Raw genomic sequence first — 21,279 nt, 5'->3', positions numbered from 1 at the left:
CTTCTATAAACCAATAATAATTTTAATTTTCATCTTCCGTTGCAAAAAGCTTCCAATTTGGATTTTTAGATGTAATATTGCGAACGAAAGTCCAGATATCTCTAATTTCTATAATAGCTTCAGGATTCCCTTCTATGCATTCTTCTTGTTCATTATAAGTTGCAGAAATAATTTCACTAACAATACGTACTGTTAAAAACGCTTCTTCTTTTTGCATTTCTGCTGCAATAAATTCAATCTTACTAATCCCCACAAAAGTAAATTGAATTCTTTCATTATTTTTTTCGCGTAGTTCAATAGCCTCACAAAAACTTTCAAAAACATCCGATGAAAGATGTTCTTTAAGCTGATTGCGATCACCTTGCGCAAAGGCTGTCATAATTATTTCGTAGACAATTTGAACACCATTCACAAAAAATTGAGGAGAAAAAGAAGGATCAAACTGACGAATAGAACGCAAACCACTGTTTAATTTGCTTCCTTCTGATGCAATGGCATCAATTTCGCTAAAATCGCTCTTTTGTGAAGAAGATTGGTCGGGTAAAGAAACAATCTTATCGTTCTTTTCTACTTCAACTGGCTTTTTAGTATACCCTGAATAAGAATCAAAGGGAGGCTTTTCAAAACCAATCCGTTTTCCTAGTACATTCCGTAGTTGCACAAAAACTACAACTACTATAATAAGAGCTATTATTAGTACGATGTCAAATTCCATGAGTGTTGTCAATCTCCCAGCGTTAAATGATTATCATTGCAGTCAATATCATTGATCAATAAACATGTAAAATAAGTAAATCTATTATTTAAATAATGTTTATGACTCCCCAATTTAAATTGAGAAAATAATAATATAATTTTCTTAACAAAAAACTTGAGAAGGATATCTTCATTTGAAAAAATTTTATCATATAAAGTCTCGATTTTTTTTAATTATAGTTCTCAGCGCTCTCTTTTTTGAAATCTCTGGCTTTATTATTGTTGGAAATGAAATTGGAATTCTAGCGACTTTGAGCTTAATTCTTTTAACAATGATGAGTGGAATTATTTTATTGCGTATGAAAGGTATAGGTCTTATAAAAAATATACAAAGTAAACTCCTTCAAGGACAGGCACTAGAACATTACATAGCTAATGATGCACTTATTATTCTTGGTGCCGTTTTGCTTACTCTTCCAGGTTTTATAAGCGATATTTGTGGAATATTACTCCTTATAAAACCAATTCGTGTTTTTATCTGGAATCTTTTTTTATCCCTTATTAATAAAACAAATTCTAACGCACAAAACAAATCTGAAAAAATAATTGAACTTAACCCGGAAGATTATCAGAGCTATAAGACCGAAAAATCTCCCTGGCACAAAAATAACGATAATAACCAAAATACAAAAAATAATTAAAGATAAAGAGAGCATTTCTTGCAACCCTTTGCAAGTCATGGTAACTTCTTTTAAATTTACAATAGCAATATGTGTATTATAATGAAAGGTTTGTAGTATGGCCGAAGGTGAAATACATAATAATAGTGGAGAACCAGTATTTGCTGTTTTGACCCAATATTTAAAAGATTTTTCATTTGAAAATCCGCACGCACCTCGTTCATTACGCCCACGGGAAAAAGCGCCACAAATTGATGTTAACATTAATGTCAACGCCAATCCAATTGGTGATGATAATTATGATGTTGTACTATCCCTTTCAGTTAAAACTAAAGATGATACCGAAATACTATTTCACATAGAGCTGATTTATGGCGGTATTTTCCACATTAAAAATATTCCACAAGAGCATGTAATGCCGCTTGTTTTTATTGAATGTCCACGTCTTTTATTTCCTTTTGCTCGGCAAATTATATCTGATGCTACACAAAATGGTGGTTTTCCTCCCTTGTGGATTGATCCGATTGATTTTGCAACGATGTTCCAAAAACGAGTTGCCGAAGAACAAAAAAATAATCAAACGCAACCCTCTTAAAAATTAGCTTGTAACATTACATAAAATTTATTTTTATTTCTTTCATTATAAAAGCCCTTGAAATATCAAAGGCTTTTATTTTTTTGAGCAATTTTTTCTGCATGATAAGCAGCCAAAGTTGCAATATTAACGATATCTGTATCGCGTCCACTAAACGATACAATTTGTACAGATTTCTCCAATCCAATTAAGATAGGGCTAATAATGGTTGCTTCACCAAGTTCTTGTAACATTTTGCTCGAAATTGAAGATGAATGATATCCAGGCATTACTAAAATATTAGCCGGTTCTTTTAATCCCATAAAAGGATATTGTTGCATCAATTTCGAATTAAGAGCTACCTCAGCACTCATTTCTCCATCAAATTCAAAGTCAACTTTACGTTCATGTAAAATATCAACAGCTCTCTGAATATCTTGCGTAACTTGACCCTTTATATGACCAAAAGTAGAAAATGCTAAAAATGCTACCCGTGGTTGATATCCAAATTCACGCACAAAAAAAGCTGTTTGTTCAGCAATATCAGCAAGTTCCTCAGCATTAGGATGCTCATAAACAGCTGTATCAGCAATAAACACAGTGCGTCCGCGACAAATAGCTACTGAAATACCAATTAATCGTTCCTGTGGTTTTTCATTAATCACTCGTCGTATATCTACCAAGGCCGTTTCATAATTGCGTGTTACTCCTGTAATCATTGCATCAGCATCACCCAAAGCTAACATACAAGCAGAAAAATAATTACGATCATTATTGATAAAACGATGACAATCACGCAACAGCCAACCTTGACGCTGCATCTTTTTATACAGATATTGAGCATAAGCATCTGTACGACAAGATAGCTTTGCATTCAGAATAGAAATTCCTTCACGCTCAAGATCAATTCCTGCGACAGCAGCAGTATCTTTAATTTGTTTTTCACGACCAATTAAAATTGCTTTTCCTAATTTTTGGTGAACGTAAGATACGGCCGCTCGCATGACCGATTCTTCTTCCCCTTCTGCAAAAACAATTTTCTTTGGTGCTTGACAAACATAATCATAAACACCACGCATCGTGGATGCAATGGGATCACGTCGAGCATTCAAATCACGTTCATACGCTTTTAAATCATGAATATGCTTTCTAGCAACACCGCTTTCCATTGCTGCTTTTGCCACCGCGATTGAAACAACTGTCAGTAAACGTGGATCAAATGGAACTGGAATAATATAATTGGACCCAAATTTCAGACGGTTTCCGTGATAAGCTTCTACAACACCATCAGGAACTTCCTCATGAGCTAATTTTGCAATAGCTTTCGCTGCAGCAATTTTCATGCTTTCATTAATAACCGTTGCACGAACATCAAGAGCACCACGAAATATATACGGAAAACAAAGAACATTATTAATTTGATTGGGATAATCTGATCGCCCTGTTGCTATAATAGCATCATCACGTACTTCTGCTACTTCTTCAGGTGTAATTTCTGGATCAGGATTAGCCATAGCAAAAATAATTGGTTGTGGCGCCATTGATTTTACCATCTCAGCAGTTAGTGCACCTTTCGCTGAAACCCCAAAAAACATATCGGCACCTTCCATCGCTTCAGAAAGCGTGCGTTTATCTGTTTTAATGGCATGAGCAGCTTTCCACTGATTCATCCCCTCTTCACGCCCTTCATAGACAACACCTTTTGTATCACACAACAAAATATTTTCAGATCGAAAACCCATTGCTTTAATGAGTTCAATACAAGCAATTCCTGCAGAACCTGCGCCATTACAGACTAATCGTGTATTTTGCATAGTACGCCCTGTTAAATGCAAAGCATTAATTACACCAGCAGCCACAATAATTGCTGTACCGTGTTGATCATCATGAAAAACAGGAATATTCATAAGTTCGCGTAAACGGCTCTCAATAATAAAACAATCAGGTGCTTTAATATCTTCAAGATTAATACCACCAAAAGATGGTTCCAAATACCGTACTAAATTAATAAAGCTTTCCGGATCACTCGTATCAATTTCTAAATCAATTGAATCTATATCTGAAAAGCGTTTAAAAAGAACTGCTTTTCCTTCCATTACTGGCTTAGATGCCAAGGCACCTAAATTACCTAAACCCAAAATAGCTGTCCCATTTGATATAACAGCAACAAGATTCCCTTTTGCCGTATAATCATAAGCCATTAACGGATCTTCAGCAATTGCTTTAACTGGAACAGAAACACCAGGCGAATAAGCAAGTGCTAGATCATGCTGTGTTGCCATAGGTTTTGTTGCAACAATTTCAAGCTTACCAGGACGATCGCCCCTATGAAAATCAAGGGCTTCTTGCTCATCTACACTATAAAATTTTTTATATGTTGTTTGATCCTGTTCATTTTTTTTCATTTCACTTACTTTCTTAAAAAACAGCATAAACTCTGATTAACAACAAATATAATGATTAAATTTAAAAATTTGATTCATATGCCAAAAATAATTATGCTCACTTTATGAAAGCATCTTATCATACGCTTTATTTAGAGGTAATAAAGATATACCTCGAAGTAAATAAAAAAGGATAATAAAACCTACATTAAAAGGAATAATCGTACTAAAATGGAAAAAGAGACTGAACATAAAAATGATTCACTCCAACGCCCTACGATTCCATCCAATACTCATCAAGAGCGCCTTACCCCTATGATGGAGCAGTATATAGAAATCAAAGCTGTTAATAGCGACTCTCTTCTTTTTTATCGTATGGGTGATTTTTATGAATTATTTTTTAATGATGCGATTGAAGCTGCTCAAGCCTTAGGGATTACACTCACAACACGCGGTAAACATTTAGGTCAAGATATTCCAATGTGTGGTGTTCCTGTTCACTCTGCAGATGATTATTTACAAAAACTTATTGCTTGTGGTTATCGCGTTGCCGTGTGCGAACAAATAGAGGATCCTGCAGAAGCAAAAAAGCGTGGTTCAAAATCAGTTGTTCAGCGCGATGTAGTCCGTCTTATAACACCCGGAACAATAACAGAAGAAAAACTTCTTGATCCAGCACGGGCAAATTACCTCATGACACTTGCTCGCACAACAACCCGTAGTAAAGAAGAATATGCTCTTTCCTGGATTGATATTTCTACTGGTATATTTCGAGTTACAGAAAGCCGTCATGAAAATCTCTTAACAGATATTATGCGTGTAGACCCACAAGAGGTGATTGTCGCTGATTCATTTTTCCATGATAAATCTCAAAAAGCTCTTTTCAATGTTCTCGGTAATATTATCTCTCCTCAACCAGAAAATCTTTTTGAGACCACCACTGCTGAACGAGATATTTGTCTTTACTTCAAACTCTCAACCCTTAAAGGCATTGCAGATTATTCTCACCCAGAACTTTCAGCCATCGCTGCTGCTATTCGCTATATCGAAAAAACACAAATCACACATCGTCCCCCTCTCATGCGACCTGAGCGTCAAAATGAAAGCACAACTCTTTTCATTGATGCAGCAACAAGATTTAGTCTTGAGCTCATTCGGACTACATCCGGTCAACGCGATGGGAGTCTCCTAAAAGCGATTGATCGCACCGTCACAGGAGGTGGTTCACGCCTTCTTGTCGATCGCTTAATTTCTCCCCTAACAACTCCAGTAGCTATTGATAAACGCCTTGATTCAATAGATTTTTTTCTACGCAATCCTTCTCTTGCAGAAGCTATTAAGCTTATTTTAAAAGGAGGACCAGATATGCCACGCGCAGTATCACGTTTAGCGCTTGGTCGAGGAGGTCCGCGTGATATGGGAACAATTCAGCGCGGTTTTGAAATCATCAATGAAATTAATCAGATTCTTAATAATGAGTTACTTCCTCAAGAAATCAATGATGTACGAGAGGTATTCTCGCACTTACCTGCCGCTTTGCATTTTCAGCTAGAACAAGCACTGGCTGACGATCTCCCTCTTTTCAAGCGGGACGGTGGCTTTATTCGTCCTCATTATCACCAAGAATTAGATGAAATGCGTAATTTGCGAGATGAATCACGTTGTGTTATTGCTAAACTCCAGGCGCAGTATGCTAAAGAAACAGATATTAAAACACTCAAAATTAAACATAATAATATTTTAGGTTACTTTATTGAAGTAACGAACTTACAAGCATCGGCTCTCACAAATACTCCACAAGCAAAAGCTCGTTTTATCCACCGACAGACAATGGCGAATGCCATGCGCTTCACTACAACAGAACTCGCCGAACTCGAAAGTCGTATTGCTCATGCTGCAAATCATGTTTTAACGCTTGAATTGGAAATTTTTGATAAACTTGTTGATGAAATTACCCAACAGATTGATTTCATTCGTCAAGCTTCTGAAGCTCTAGCTATTTTAGATGTATCTGTTGCTTTAGCCCACTTAGCTGAAGAACAAGGATATTGTCGTCCCAAAGTTGATCATTCATTAACCTTTCATATTACCGCTGGACGTCATCCCGTTGTAGAACAAGCATTACGAAAACAAGCTGCGGAACCATTCGTTGCCAATAACTGCGATCTTTCGGCACAAAACAAACACTTAGATGCAGACATTTGGTTGTTAACAGGCCCTAATATGGGAGGAAAATCAACTTTTTTACGACAAAACGCTCTCATTGCTATCATGGCACAAATGGGATCGTTTGTACCAGCCACTTCAGCTCATATTGGCATTGTTGATCGTTTATTTAGTCGTGTTGGTGCTTCTGATGATCTTGCTCGAGGACGCTCAACCTTTATGATGGAAATGGTTGAAACAGCAACTATTCTCAACCATGCCAGTAACCATTCTCTTGTCATTCTCGATGAAATTGGACGAGGAACGTCAACTTTTGATGGTCTTTCAATTGCTTGGGCAACAGTTGAACATCTCCATGAAATAAACCGTTGTCGTGCTATTCTCGCTACACATTTTCATGAAATGACGGCGTTAACAAAAAAACTTAATCGCCTTCATAATGTAACAATGAAAGTTAAAAATTGGAATAGTGATGTTATTTTTCTCCATGAAGTCACTAAAGGCACTGCTGATCGCTCTTATGGTGTGCAAGTGGCAAAGCTAGCTGGATTACCTGCAACAGTTATTTCTCGTGCAACAGATGTTCTGCATCAATTAGAACAAGGTGAAATGTCCGGAAAAGGTGATAAATTAATTGATAACTTACCGCTATTTTCTCTCAAAGCGACATCTTTAACAAATGAAAAAAATGATCAATGTTGCGCGATTAAAGATGCTTTAAAAAATATCAATCCCGATGAATTATCCCCTAAAGCTGCTTTAGAAGAACTCTACCGTCTCAAACAACTTGAAAAACAATGATTTTTAATAAAAAGTTTAAAAAAGATTCTACAATAATAAACTGCTATATTCCTAAAAGTTTTTTATACAGAAAGTAAATTGCATGACAATATCTTTAATTTGTATTAAAAATTCAAAAAATAACTTAAAATTATTTTCCATGCTCATAGCATAAGTACTCATATTATAAAAAATACAAGCGACAATACTGTTTGATTATTTTATTTATAATAATATTCAGAGTTTTTAGGTATTGAAATCATAAAATTTTCGACCATTTTATGAAGTTCTCTCAACAACTATAATTTACAATAAACAAAGCATTTTCATGAAAAATGCCAATACTCTTTCTCTATCAATTTCAAATATAAAATTGTAAATATATCCTTTATGAAGGAGCTTTTAGCTTATTATCACTATATCTCACCGTTATAAATAACGGAAAAACTTCATGATATTTTTATAAAGCTTTTTGAGTTTAAACAATAATGAAATGAATTTTACTAGAGACAACAAAGAAAATACGATTACACATCTCATTTTTCGATGAATAGACAAACTTTATTTTTGAATATCTATGTACTAAGAAAAATATTTGATCTTTTTGGTGGAGCTAAGCGGGATCGAACCGCTGACCTCTTGCATGCCATGCAAGCGCTCTCCCAGCTGAGCTATAGCCCCACAAAAAACAATAAACACTCTCCGCAAAGTTCTTAGAACGAGACAAACTGAAGATCAAGAAAAATCTATACCAATAAATAGAACATAATCTCTTCTTGCTTTTTTAAACATCATCATCGTTAGAAACACCATTGCCAAGGATATCAGTTACATCATCATCTTCATCACCTTCGTCATGAGACAAAAATGTATCATCATCAACAAGATCTACATCGTCATCATCCAAATCAGGGATCTCATCATCTTTAGACACATCGACATCTTCTTCAAGCAACATAAAGGCAGACTTCTCAAGTGCCGTATCAAGTTCTTCAGTATCAACCTCTTCTTCATTACTTACTTCAGCCGCTGCAACCTCAAAATAAGAACGCGGATAAGAAAGCCCTGTATAAGGCGACACGATAGGATCACGATTAAGATCATAAAATTTCTTTCCCGTTTCCGGGTCAACACGTTTGGTTCCAAGTTCTGGCTTTGCCATAGACCGTGCCTCTTTGGTTAGTTAAATTGCATTAAAACGAATTCCATGGTGCTTAAACAAAAAACAATGCACTTGTCAAAGACAAATACATAGTTCCACACGGATTTTCTCATGACGCTTATCAAAACATATGATAAAGGGCATCTAATTTTTTAAAATTTATATCTTACTAAATAAAGATTCGATGTATAAAGCAATACCAGCAACTGCTAAAAAATCAACAAATCTTTCTGGCATAATCAAAATGCCAGGAGATAAATCAATCTCCCATAAAGCACTTATATTAGGAGGATTGGCGCATGGAGAATCACATATTCATGGGCTTCTCGAAAATGATAGTGTTTTGCGTATAGCTACCATCATGCAAGCTATGGGAGCACAATGTTACAAAAAAAATAACCTTTGGATTATTCATGGAACCGGTAATGGTTGTTTACTACAAGCACAAACACCTTTAAATTTTGGCAATTCTGGAACAAGTGCTCACCTGATCATGGGACTGGTTAGCTCTTACCATATGAAAACGACTTTTCTCGGCAGTGCCTCACTCTCTAGATATCCAATGGAGCATATCCTTAATCCATTGCGTTTAATGGGAGTTGAAACTGAGCCAACTCTTGGTAACCACTTGCCTTTAACGCTTTACGGTCCCAAAATGGCTAACCCGATTCGGTACCCTATACCTATGGCTTCCGCCCCAGTAAAATCAGCAATCCTTCTTGCCGGTCTTAATACCGCCGGTACTACAACCATTATTGAGCAAACTCTTACACAAGATCATACAGAAAAAATGCTACAAGCATTTGGTGCTGAAATTGATATAAAAATAGATAAAACAGGCACACGTTTCACTTCTCTTAAGGGTCAGCCGCATCTTATTGGACAAATCATTAATGTTCCAGGTGACCTATCCCTAGCAGCTTTTCCAATTATTGCAGCTCTTCTTGTAGAAAATTCTGATATCACACTTAAAAATGTTCTCGTCAACGACGAGAAAATGGAATTCATCCAAACATTATGGGAAATGGGTGCTAAAATTGAACTCTTGAACCAACGCAAAACAGGTATAGAAAATATTGTCGATATACGCGTTAAATCATCAGAGTTAAAAGGTGTAACTGTACCAAAAGAACGAGCCTCATTAATAATTGATGAATATCCTGCTTTAGCAATAGCAGCAGCCTTTGCGAAAGGGAAAACAATTATCTCAGGAATTGAAGGGTTATTTTGTAAAATATCAGATCGACTTTCTACCCTTGCTGAAGGATTAAAAATCAATCATATTCATTGTGAAAATGGTAAAGATTTTCTTATTATCCATGGGAAAAATTCTACCAAAGATTTAGGAGGTGGGCGCGTTACTACACATTTTGATCATCAAATTGCAATGTGTTTTCTTATTTTTGGACTCGTCTCAGAAAAACCTGTTATGATTGATGATAAACAGATGATTATTACCAATTGTCCAGAATTTATTCCTTTAATGCATCAACTTGGAGGTCGAATCTATTGAAACCTTTTATTATTGCAATTGATGGCCTTTCAGCATCTGGAAAAGGAACTTTAGCAAAACAAATTGCTGCCTATTATCATCTTCACCATTTGGATACTGGTCTCACTTACCGCAGTGTTGGCTATTCGCTTTTAAAACGAAATTTACCCCTAGATGATCACATAAATGCTGTTGCATATGCTAAAGAGCTTGATTTTAACACTTTAGATCCAATTCTTCTCGGTTCTCTTGATATTAGCGAAGCCGCATCACAAGTAGCAACTATACCAGCTGTGCGTGAAATTCTTGTTTCCAAACAACGTGATTTTGCCCAAAAATTACCGGGAAGCGTACTTGATGGCCGTGATATCGGTACTGTTGTCTGTCCTCACGCAGATATAAAATTTTATATCCTAGCGAATGCTCAAATACGTGCAAAACGTCGATACCAAGAAATTCTAAAAAAAGGAGGAAAAGCAAACTATCATGAAATTTTGGCCAATCTTGAACGACGTGACAAACGTGATATGACTCGAAAATATCATCCTCTAAAACCAGCTAAGAATGCCTACTTGCTTGACACATCAGAATTGAGTATAAAAGAAGTATTGAAAACTGCTTGCGCCTTTATTGATCCTCTTATAAAAAAGCATGCCGTTAAATAAAATCATCAAGGTGATTTCCAGCCTAGCGCTTATCTTTCTTTTACGAAAAGGGAGAAGGTGTGGAGTTACCTCATATTAACACTAACCTAGCGCTTATACCTTTTGCAACATAAGGTATGTATCAGGAGTTCTCATGTCACAATACAATCCCACAACAGCAGATTTTGAAACCCTTTTAATGGAATCATTTCAAACGAATGACCTTAATGAAGGATCTGTTGTTAAAGGCCGCATCATTGCAATCGAAAAAGATATGGCCATTATTGATGCTGGTCTTAAAGTAGAAGGACGTATTCCACTTAAGGAATTTGGTAGCAAAAGTAAAGATGGTTCTTTACAAATCGGTGATGAAGTTGAAGTTTACATTGAACGTATTGAAAATGCGCTAGGTGAAATTGTCTTATCGCGTGAAAAAGCACGTCGTGAAGAAAGCTGGATTCGTCTTGAAGAAAAATTCAATGCTGGGACACGCGTAGAAGGCATTATCTTTAGTCAAGTTAAAGGCGGTTTTACGGTCGATCTCGACGGTGCTGTTGCTTTCTTGCCTCGTAGTCAAGTCGATATTCGACCTATTCGTGATGTTGCACCTTTAATGCATAATGCACAACTTTTTGAAATTTTAAAAATGGATCGTCGTCGTGGTAATATTGTTGTCTCACGTCGCGCTGTCTTAGAAGAAAGTCGTGCTGAACAGCGCTCAGAAATTGTTCAAAATCTTGAAGAAAACCAAATTGTTGAAGGTATTGTCAAAAATATAACAGATTATGGAGCCTTTGTTGATCTCGGTGGTATTGATGGACTTTTGCATGTTACAGATATGGCATGGCGGCGTATCAACCATCCATCTGAAGTTTTAACAATTGGCCAAACTATTAAAGTTCAGATCATTCGTATCAATCAAGACACGCATCGTATTTCGCTTGGAATGAAACAACTTGAAAACGATCCATGGGATAATATTAACACTAAATATCCAGTCGGTAAAAAAATTACTGGTGCTGTTACAAACATCACTGATTATGGTGGTTTTGTTGAAATCGAACCAGGAATCGAAGGATTAATCCATGTCTCTGAAATGAGTTGGACAAAAAAGAATATACATCCTGGAAAACTCCTTTCTATATCACAAGAAGTAGAAGTTGTTATTCTTGAAATTGATTCTTCTAAACGCCGTATTTCGCTTGGTTTAAAGCAAACATCTGAAAATCCTTGGGTAGCTTTTGCGAATAAATACCCAGTGAATTCACAAATTACAGGCGAAATTAAAAACAAAACAGAATTTGGTCTTTTCATTGGTCTTGAAGGTGATGTCGATGGTATGGTTCATCTTTCTGATCTTGATTGGAATCGTCCTGGTGAACAAGTTATTGATATTTACAATAAAGGTGATACTGTTCAAGCTGTTGTTCTTGATGTTGATGTTGAAAAAGAACGTATTTCTTTAGGAATTAAACAACTATCCAGTGACAAAATGAGAGAAGCAGCAGCGTCTGGAGAATTACGGAAAGGTGCCACTGTTACATGTGAAGTAATAGACATTAATGAAAATGGTGTTGATGTGAAGCTTATTGAACACGATCTTGAAGTCACCATCCGCCGTACTGATTTGGCACGAGATCGTGATGAGCAACGTCCTGAGCGTTTTGCTATTGGACAAAAAGTTGACGCTCAAATCACTGCATTTGACAAAAAAAACCGTAAGCTTTCAGTCTCAATCAAAGCCTTAGAAATCGCAGAAGAAAAAGAAGCTGTAGCTCAGTATGGCTCTACAGATTCAGGAGCTTCTCTTGGTGAGATTCTCGGCGCAGCTTTAAAAAAGCAAGAACAAGATTAATCATGAAATAAAAGGCCACTAATTATATAGTGGCCTTTTATTCTTCATTAGAGAATCTCTTTTAATCCCTTAATTTTTGACAAGAAAATTCAAAGCTTAAAAAATGAAGTGTTCACTTATTGAGAGAAAATACCAATAGTCTATTGAATAAATAACACATCATCGAATAGTAATAGAATATTATGGTCCCCAAATTACATCGCATGAAGTGGTTTTCTTCCCAAAAGACAAAAATTCACTCTCTCGATGAAATTAGTTTGCCTATCCGTTCAACTAACAAATCAGAAGAAGAGCTTTATAAGTTAGGCTACACTATAGCCTCTGACCAAAAAATCTTTCTTCCTGAATATAAAGAAGAAGAAAGTAATTTTCGCAAACGATTAATTGAAAATTCTAAACTTATTCTCCATGTCTTTCACATCAATGACGTTGCTGCACGAAATAACGAAACAATTGCACCATCCGCCCAGTGGCTTATTGATAATCATTACACCATTGACAAAACTATACAGGAATTACGCTGCAATTTTTCTAAATCGTTCATCAAGCAACTCCCCTTTTATGAACAAAAAAAAGAAATTCCACGTATTTTTGTTTTAGCTTGGCTTTATGTTGCCCATACAGATAGCAGATTTTCACAAGAAACGCTAACAGCAATGGTTAATGGTTTTCAAAAAATTTGTACTCTAAAAATTAGTGAATTATGGGCTCTTCCTTTTGTTGTTCGTATAATCTTAATTGAAAATGTCCGCCGTCTTTCATTGCGTATTGAACAAGCACGCTATATGCGCTTTCTTGCTAATCAAGCAGCCGATAAAATCGCCCTTACAAAAAATGAAACTCAATTAAATATTCTCACCCTTTATGAAACACTAACCTCTCATTCGATTTTTTCAGCTCATTTATTTTACCGTCTGCGAGGTGCATCTTTTGATGCAACAATAGCGTTAACCTGGCTTGAAAAACAGTTGCATCTTCATGGCAGTAGTCCAGAAATGATAACAGCTGATGAATATACTCGTCAAACAACAGATGGTATCACCATGGGCAATATTATTCGTACTCTCAAAACTATGGATGATATTGATTGGACGGCATGGTTTGAAACAGTAAGTTGTGTAGACTTTATCCTGCGTAAAAATAGTGATTTTTCTGAAATTGATTCTCATTCACGTAATGCGTATCGACAAGTCATCGAAAAAATCGCCCATCGCTCCCCTCTTAGTGAGTTAGAAATTGCATGTAAAGCTGTAGAAATGGCAAAAACTTGTTCTCAAGATGTTGCCTGTAAGAATAATTTCTCTGTTGGGTGGTACCTGGTTGATGACGGACGCCCTATTTTTGAAGAAGCCTGTCAATATAATCCATCATTTCTAACAAAATGGATTCAAACTTATCATCGTTTAAAAATAGGAATTATTGCCATCCCTGTTTCTCTTTTAATGCTGGTTCTTTTGTCCACGATCTATATTTCATTACGAACATCTGGTCTCACACCATTAATGACACTCCTTTTCACTGCACTAGCACTTTTTCCTACTATGGATGCTACTTTTGCTTTTTTTAACACTGTTGTTTCATGGTTTGTTTCACCAAAACGGCTCATTGGTTATGAATATAAAGAAGGTATTCCTGAAGATGCGCGCACTATGGTTGTTGTCCCCACTTTAATCACATCACGTCATGATATTGATGAACAAATAAATAATCTTGAAGTACACTACCTTTCTAATCCCCAGGGAGCCATTCATTTTGCTCTCATCACAGACTGGGCAGATTCTCCATTTGAAGAAACACAAAACGACCTTGATCTATTGCACTATGCAAAAAAGGGTATTGCTCAACTAAACCAGCGCTATCAGCGTAATAACATTCCTTTATTTTTTCTTCTCCACCGTCGACGTCTTTATAACGCTCATGAAAAATGCTGGATGGGATGGGAGCGTAAACGGGGAAAACTTCATGAGCTTAATCTCTTACTCCAAGGAAATAAAAATACGAGTTTTTATGCTCCAGATCCACATCTTCCCATGGATTGTCGTTTTGTTATGACCTTAGACTCAGATACACGTCTAACTCCTGAAAGTGTCACTAAACTCGTTGGTAAGCTCAACCATCCACTTAATTGTCCCGTTTTTTCTGAAAAAAATGGAAGGGTTGTAAAAGGCTACAGCATTTTACAACCCCGTATTACACCTCCTCTCACAGCAGAAGAAGAAACATCAATTTTGCAACAGATTTTCTCTACCAATCGTGGAATTGATCCTTATGTCTTTAGTGTATCTGACATTTATCAAGATCTTTTGGGAGAAGGAACTTTTACCGGAAAAGGTCTTTATAATATCGATGCCTTTGAACAAGCACTGAAGAACAAAATCAAAGAAAACACTGTTCTTAGTCATGATCTTTTAGAAGGAAGTTATGCACGTGCTGCACTTGTCAGTGATGTAGAAATCATTGAAGATTATCCAACAGCCTATAACGTGGATGTCGCTCGTCATCACCGTTGGATCCGTGGTGACTGGCAGTTATTGCCTTATCTTTTAAACCACCATAGCGTGAGTCTCACTACGCGCTGGAAAATGCAGGATAATTTGCGCCGTTCTCTTACACCACTCATGTGGCTTGTTGCAGCAACAGCAGGATGGTCTTTTTTACCGTCAAAGATAGCAATTGTTTGGCAAATATTTCTGCTTTTTAGCCCCTTTATTGCATCAATTTTAGGTTTGCTTCGTACATTCATTTCCTCCAATAGCGATTATTCTTTACGCGGACAGTTACAATTAATTTTAAATAATATTTCCTCCATGGTCTTAGAAATATTGCTTAAAATCACATTTATAGCCCACTCAGCTTATTTTATGACTGATGCAATCATTCGTGCACTCTATCGCATGATGATTTCCAAACAATATCTTCTTGAATGGAAAACTTCAGCCACAATGAAAGCCATTCCCAATAGTTTAAGCTTCTATATCATCACTATGTGGCCAGCAGTATTTATTGGTATTATAGCTATAGGATTACCTCTCTTCTTTCATAATTCAACAATATTGATTGCTTTACCTTTTGGGCTTTTATGGTTTTTCTCACCGCTGATTGCATGGATTGTTAGTAAACCAATAACATTTCAAGATGTTCTTGATATATCTTCTGCAGATAAAAAAATACTGCGGAGCATTGCACGACGGACATGGCTTTATTATGCAACCTTTGTTGATGCAGAAAATAATTATTTGCCACCTGATAATTTTCAAGAAGATCCTGAACCTCTTGTTGCACGACGCACATCACCTACCAATATTGGCGTTTACCTACTTTCTATTATTGCCGCACGTGATTTCGGTTGGATTAGCTTTGAAGATACCATTACGCGAATTAAGTGCACATTAAATACTCTCGAAAAAATGGAAAAATTTCGAGGTCATCTTTATAATTGGTATGAAACAGATACACTTAAACCTCTTCTACCAACTTATGTTTCAACAGTTGATTCAGGTAATCTTGCTGGCCATTTAATAACGCTATCTTCCGCTTTAAACGAATGGGCTGAAGTACCTGATGCTTTTTTACAAAGCGATCTAGATGGCTTATTCGATATTAGTAATATTCTTGAAGAAATCTTAAAAGAAATTCCTGATAACCTTAAGTTTCTTCATCCATTCCCTCAACAGATCAAAGAGCATATTGCTCATTTTCACCACTCTGTTAGTGAACTCAAAGCAAAATCAGCAACTGTTATGAATATCTCTCATCTTTCGATTACTGCTCGTAACATTGTACATTTAATCAATGAACTGGATAAAATAATCCAAACAAAAGAATCTGCTCATATGTTATCCTGGGCTAAATGCCTGGTAGAAAACTGTGAAGCTTATAACCATGATATTACCAATAACTATGATATTAAAGAATTATGCAAAGAATTAAATACTTTATCTGAAAAAGCCCGACAAATAGCTTTAGATATGAAATTTGATTTTTTAGAACAGACTGAACGTCAACTTTTATCTATTGGTTATCGCGTACAGGAAAATAAACTTGATGAAAGCTGCTATGATCTTTTAGCTTCAGAAGCGCGTCTCTCAAGCCTCTTTGCTATCGCTAAGGGCGACATTAAATTTAAACATTGGTTTCGTCTTGGCCGATTACTTATCCCAATTGGTTGGAAAAGTGCTCTATTATCATGGTCAGGATCCATGTTTGAATATCTTATGCCTTCTCTCATTATGCATGAACCCTTAGGGTCCATACTCGATCAAACAAATCGCCTCATTATTCGCCATCAAATACAATATGCGCGCAAACGAGGATTGCCATGGGGTATTTCAGAAGCTGCATTTAATAGCCGTGACCATTTAATGAATTACCAATATTCCAATTTTGGTGTTCCAAGACTAGGGCTTCAACGTGGCTTATCACGCAACGCTGTTATTGCTCCTTATGCTAGTCTTTTAGCCGCACAATATATGCCAACTCAATCTATCGCTAATCTAAAATACCTGCGTAATCTTGGTGCTTTAGGAACATACGGTTATTACGATGCTATTGATTTTACTCCTTCGCGTGTACAAAAAGGAAAAAAATACGCTATCGTACGTAACTATTATGCACATCATCATGGCATGTCAATTCTTGCCATTGATAATGTTGTTTTTGAAGGACGTATGCGCAATCGCTTTCATCGTGATCCAATTATAAAAGCTGTACAACTCTTATTACAGGAAAGAGCCCCACGACAAATTCCTGTTATTCATACTAAAATCAACAATTCTATACATAAAAACTCTAAAGGTTTTGATGATATCCCTGCACGCATTATTACAAGTCCTCTTCTTCAACCTCGAGCAACTTTGCTTCTATCTAATGGTTGTTATTCCATAATGACAACAGCAAATGGTTCTGGTTATAGCCGTTGGCATAACTATGCTATCACGCGTTTTATTCCTGATGCATCCGAAGATCAACAAGGAACTCTGTTCTTTGTCCAAGATACGCATAATAAACGCTGGTGGTCTGTCACTAGTGAACCAACACGTATAGCTGAAGAAGAAGTGGTCAGTATTTTTACAGATGAAAAAGCTGAATATATAAAAACAGTTGATGGACTGAAATCAACACTTGAATGTCTTGTTACTTCTGAAGGTGACGGTGAAGGTCGACGTATACAGTTAATGAATACAACAAACAAAGACCGAATAATTGAAATAACTTCTTATGGTGAATTAGCACTCGCAACAATGAAAGATTACTTTACTCATCCTGTTTTTTCGCGAATGTTCATAGAAACAGAAATTCTTGATTCAGGTGGAACAATTTTAGCTAAAAGACGCAAACGCTCTCCTCATGATCCTAATATTCACGTTGCTCACTTTGTTACTGATCCATCAGGAATTATCCCAGAAGCAGAAGCAGAAACCGATCGTCGCATTTTTATTGGCCGTGGTCGATCTATTCATCACCCAATTATCTTTGACCAAAAGACTCGTTTCAAAGGTAATCAAGGGTGTGTTCTTGATCCGATTATCTCAATCCGTTGTCGTATAAAAGTTCCAGCACATGAAAAAGCAGAACTTATTTTTTGGACTTTTGCTGCCGATTCAAAAGAAACATTACAAAACTATATTGAATCCTATCGACAACCTGATATGTTCCAGCAAGCTTTATCAAAAGCATGGATGCATTCACAAGTTTCACTGTATCAAAAAAATATCAATCCTAGAGAAGCTATTACTTACCAAAAATATATAACGCCACTTATTTACCCTGATCGAACGTGGCGTCTTCCTCCGGAAATATTAGCAAAAACTCTTGGAAAACAATCTGATTTATGGCCAATGTCTATTTCAGGAGACTATCCTATTTGCCTTCTCAGACTTGATAATGAAACAGATATCACTGTACTTCGTGAACTGCTTAAAGCATATGAATATTGGCGTATGCGAGGTCTCATTGTTGATCTAGTCATTTTAAATGAACAGACATTTTCTTATCTACAAAATACACAACGCGCCATTGAATGGGCATGTGAGTCTTACCGTCACCGTACAAAAGAAATGGACGGACAACATCATATTTTTACCCTCCAGCGCGATAAAATGAATGAACAAAATTTTCAAACACTTCTCGCGTCAGCTCGCATTATCCTGCATGCTCAGAATGGATCTTTATCTGAACAATTGAAACGTATAGAAAATATTGATTCCGATTTAATTATTAGCAGTCATAGTCAAGAATCTAATAATAAATTAAACTACAAAAAATCTAATAAAAAAATACAAAAAGCCCCACAAATCAAACAGACCCTATTTTCTTCCATTGCTCTCATTGATCAACAAAACACTTCTTCTTTCCCCGTACCGAGTGAAGATTTGCGCTACTGGAATGGTTATGGTGGTTTTAATCACCATAACCATTACGTAGTCCGTCTGAATGGATGTCAAACAACGCCACATCCATGGATTAACATAATTGCAAACAATAGTTTTGGCTTTCATGTATCCGCCGAAGGATCACTCTTCACATGGGCTCATAATAGCCGTGACTATCAATTAACGCCCTGGAGTAATGATCCCGTTACCAATCGTCCAGGGGAAGCGCTTTATCTTGTCGATCGCCTATCTTTAAAATGCTTTTCTCCAGTTTCTGCCGTCGAATGTGATAATAAAGTCATTTATGAAGCTTGCCATGGTTTTGGGTTTTCAACTTTTAAATCTAAACATTCAGACATTGCATTAGAACTGACCCATACACTTAATGGAGAAAAGCCAATTCGTTTTTCTCGTCTTATCATTAAAAATGAAGGAGAAACACCACGTAGCTTACGCCTTTATAATTATGCCGAATGGGTTTTAGGAAATATCCGTACACAATACGCGCCCTTTATTATTCCCCATTATGATTCTAAACGTGGTGCACATTTTATTCAGAATCCTTATCACATTGAAAAATCTCAACAGGTTACTTTTTTATCAGCATCCGAAATGCCAACCAGTTTTACGACTAATCGTACTGAATTTATCGGTACAACAGGAACAATTCAGCACCCACAAGCTATTCGTAAAGCTGAACCACTTTCAAATATAGTAGAACCCGGTTGTGATCCTTGTTCAGCCCTCGCCTATGATATCGATTTACAACCAGGACAAACAAAAGAAATCATCTTCTATCTTGGCAATACTGAAAGCATACAACAAGCTAAAAAACTGCTTGATCAAGCTCGTAAAGATGATTTTCAAATTGTCTTTGCACAACAAAAACAACAATGGAATGATTTTGTTTCTCCACTACAAGTAAAAACTCCTGATCCCTCTTTTGATATTATGGTCAATCATTGGCTGCCTTATCAAATTTATGCATGCCGCTTAATGGCGCGCTCAGCTTTTTATCAAGCCAGTGGAGCATTCGGTTTCCGTGACCAACTGCAAGACAGTTTATCTTTATTATTGCTTAAACCACAATTAGCGCGTGAGCACTTACTAAATGCAGCAGCACACCAATTTCCTGAAGGAGATGTGCAACATTGGTGGCTTCCTGATACGAATGCTGGCGTCCGGACACTTATTTCTGATGATATCGTTTGGCTTGCTTACGGAACAGCTCTATATGTTCGCACCACTGGTGAGGATGCATTTCTTGATACCCCTGTTCCTTTCATCGAAGGCCCTCCCCTAGCCACAGGGCAACAAGATGCTTATTTCCAGCCTATACAATCCTCCAACATTACAACACTGTATGAACATTGTGCTTTAGCCTTAGATCTCGCTATTAAGCGCTGTGGCCCCAATAATTTACCCCTTATTCTAGGTGGTGATTGGAATGATGGTATGAACTTAGTGGGTATTGAAGGCAAAGGTGAAAGTATCTGGCTGGGATGGTTTCTAGGTACTGCTTTACAAGCATTCATTCCTCTCGCTAAAAATCGTAATGATCATAGCCGCGTACAAGCTTGGAGTGCATATTTAAAACGTCTCACTAAAGCCTTAGAAGAAAAAGGATGGGATGGTGCTTGGTACCGACGTGGTTATTTCGATGATGCAACTCCTTTGGGATCTAAAATAAATGATGAGTGCCAAATTGATGCTCTTGCTCAATCATGGGCTGTAATTTCCAAAATGGCAGATTCTAGCCGTCAAAAACAAGCAATGGCATCCCTGCTTGATCACCTCTATGATGAAAAAACTGGTCTCATACGTCTTTTCTGGCCACCTTTCAACAAAAGTTCCCTCGAGCCAGGTTATATTAAGGGTTATCCTCCTGGCATTCGAGAAAATGGTGGGCAATATACTCATGGTGCTATTTGGAGCATTTTAGCACTTGCTGAAATAGGAGAAGAAAATAAAGCTTACACACTGTTTTCAAAAATAAATCCTATCAATCATGGTCAAAATCCAGAAATCTATCGCGTTGAGCCTTATGTCATGGCCGCAGATATTTACACAGTTGAACCACATTGTGGACAAGGTGGCTGGACATGGTATACAGGCTCAGCAGGATGGCTTTATCATGCAGCAACACAAACGATTCTTGGACTTCATCTGCAAGCTGGAAAATTATTTTTACGCCCACATTTACCCTCCTTCTGGCCTGCATATGAAGCAAAAATGAAATTTCACAGCGCTGTTTATAAAATTACAATTAGACGAGCAAATAAAAACATGCTCAGTATTGACGGAAAAGAATACAACAAAATCGATCAAGGCATAAAATTAAAAAAAACAGGCAACCATGAAATTGTATATACTCTAGAATCATAAATAAAAAAGCTTTTTATATTGCTCAAAGCTCTAAAATTGTTATAGTTTACTCATTCCTTGTAATGATGCAGGATGCAAAACAGTTTTAAA

General features: G+C 36.7%; 10 protein-coding genes and 1 tRNA gene. 7 read left to right on the top strand and 4 right to left on the bottom strand.

Features of this window, described 5'->3' with window-relative positions; genetic code table 11:
• Positions 1 to 22 precede the first annotated feature (22 nt).
• The gene (locus tag Bho11B_RS01610; RefSeq protein ID WP_078673489.1) at positions 23 to 715 is read right to left on the bottom strand and encodes a Tim44/TimA family putative adaptor protein; all 693 of its coding nucleotides are present in this window, start codon (positions 713 to 715) and stop codon (positions 23 to 25) included.
• A gap of 175 nt (positions 716 to 890) precedes the next feature.
• Here Bho11B_RS01610 and Bho11B_RS01605 point away from each other — a divergent pair, with 175 nt between their 5' ends.
• Together Bho11B_RS01605 and secB are read left to right on the top strand one after the other, a co-directional pair.
• Positions 891 to 1,397 (top strand): FxsA family protein, encoded by a 507-nt coding sequence (locus Bho11B_RS01605; RefSeq protein ID WP_035005517.1) that lies wholly within the window; start codon positions 891 to 893, stop codon positions 1,395 to 1,397.
• A gap of 97 nt (positions 1,398 to 1,494) precedes the next feature.
• Positions 1,495 to 1,971 carry a protein-export chaperone SecB gene (gene secB, locus Bho11B_RS01600; protein ID WP_035005515.1) on the top strand — a complete coding sequence of 159 codons (477 nt, stop codon included), beginning with the start codon at positions 1,495 to 1,497 and terminating at the stop codon, positions 1,969 to 1,971.
• A 65-nt stretch (positions 1,972 to 2,036) separates the two neighbouring features.
• On the opposite strand, the gene Bho11B_RS01595 is transcribed toward secB, so the two are convergent.
• Positions 2,037 to 4,355 carry an NADP-dependent malic enzyme gene (locus Bho11B_RS01595; protein WP_035005510.1) on the bottom strand — a complete coding sequence of 773 codons (2,319 nt, stop codon included), beginning with the start codon at positions 4,353 to 4,355 and terminating at the stop codon, positions 2,037 to 2,039.
• Positions 4,356 to 4,565: 210 nt separating this feature from the next.
• Here Bho11B_RS01595 and mutS point away from each other — a divergent pair, with 210 nt between their 5' ends.
• Positions 4,566 to 7,301 (top strand): DNA mismatch repair protein MutS, encoded by a 2,736-nt coding sequence (gene mutS / locus Bho11B_RS01590; protein WP_078673488.1) that lies wholly within the window; start codon positions 4,566 to 4,568, stop codon positions 7,299 to 7,301.
• Positions 7,302 to 7,885: 584 nt separating this feature from the next.
• On the opposite strand, the gene Bho11B_RS01585 is transcribed toward mutS, so the two are convergent.
• Together Bho11B_RS01585 and Bho11B_RS01580 are read right to left on the bottom strand one after the other, a co-directional pair.
• Positions 7,886 to 7,961, bottom strand: a tRNA-Ala gene (locus tag Bho11B_RS01585).
• Between the two features lie 103 nt (positions 7,962 to 8,064).
• On the bottom strand, positions 8,065 to 8,442 hold the full coding sequence (locus tag Bho11B_RS01580) for a TIGR02300 family protein (RefSeq protein ID WP_035005508.1): 378 nt from the start codon (positions 8,440 to 8,442) through the stop codon (positions 8,065 to 8,067).
• 184 nt (positions 8,443 to 8,626) lie between these two features.
• Here Bho11B_RS01580 and aroA point away from each other — a divergent pair, with 184 nt between their 5' ends.
• From aroA to Bho11B_RS01560, 4 genes are all read left to right on the top strand, one after another.
• Complete coding sequence (gene aroA, locus Bho11B_RS01575) at positions 8,627 to 9,955, top strand: 3-phosphoshikimate 1-carboxyvinyltransferase (protein WP_078673487.1); 1,329 nt, start codon at positions 8,627 to 8,629, stop codon at positions 9,953 to 9,955.
• Complete coding sequence (gene cmk, locus Bho11B_RS01570) at positions 9,952 to 10,599, top strand: (d)CMP kinase (protein ID WP_078673486.1); 648 nt, start codon at positions 9,952 to 9,954, stop codon at positions 10,597 to 10,599. The genes aroA and cmk overlap by 4 nt, the downstream gene beginning before the upstream one ends.
• A 133-nt stretch (positions 10,600 to 10,732) precedes the next feature.
• A complete protein-coding gene (gene rpsA / locus Bho11B_RS01565; RefSeq protein ID WP_078673485.1) occupies positions 10,733 to 12,433 on the top strand; it encodes a 30S ribosomal protein S1 in 1,701 nt (566 codons plus the stop codon).
• A 182-nt stretch (positions 12,434 to 12,615) separates the two neighbouring features.
• Positions 12,616 to 21,189 (top strand): GH36-type glycosyl hydrolase domain-containing protein, encoded by an 8,574-nt coding sequence (locus Bho11B_RS01560; RefSeq protein ID WP_078673484.1) that lies wholly within the window; start codon positions 12,616 to 12,618, stop codon positions 21,187 to 21,189.
• The last annotated feature ends 90 nt before the right edge of the window (positions 21,190 to 21,279 follow it).

It is taken from the genome of Bartonella sp. 11B (assembly GCF_002022625.1).
Taxonomy (GTDB): domain Bacteria; phylum Pseudomonadota; class Alphaproteobacteria; order Rhizobiales; family Rhizobiaceae; genus Bartonella; species Bartonella rochalimae.
Note: the sequence above shows the minus strand (reverse complement) of the source record. Positions and strands in the feature narration are given on the sequence as shown.

Excerpts from the sequence above, each read along its gene's own strand:
- Bho11B_RS01610 (WP_078673489.1), bottom strand. The coding sequence starts at position 715 with ATGGAATTTGACATCGTACTAATAATAGCTCTTATTATAGTAGTTGTA.
- secB (WP_035005515.1), top strand. The coding sequence starts at position 1,495 with ATGGCCGAAGGTGAAATACATAATAATAGTGGAGAACCAGTATTTGCT.
- Bho11B_RS01595 (WP_035005510.1), bottom strand. The coding sequence starts at position 4,355 with ATGAAAAAAAATGAACAGGATCAAACAACATATAAAAAATTTTATAGT.
- mutS (WP_078673488.1), top strand. The coding sequence starts at position 4,566 with ATGGAAAAAGAGACTGAACATAAAAATGATTCACTCCAACGCCCTACG.
- Bho11B_RS01580 (WP_035005508.1), bottom strand. The coding sequence starts at position 8,442 with ATGGCAAAGCCAGAACTTGGAACCAAACGTGTTGACCCGGAAACGGGA.
- aroA (WP_078673487.1), top strand. The coding sequence starts at position 8,627 with ATGTATAAAGCAATACCAGCAACTGCTAAAAAATCAACAAATCTTTCT.
- rpsA (WP_078673485.1), top strand. The coding sequence starts at position 10,733 with ATGTCACAATACAATCCCACAACAGCAGATTTTGAAACCCTTTTAATG.
- Bho11B_RS01560 (WP_078673484.1), top strand. The coding sequence starts at position 12,616 with ATGGTCCCCAAATTACATCGCATGAAGTGGTTTTCTTCCCAAAAGACA.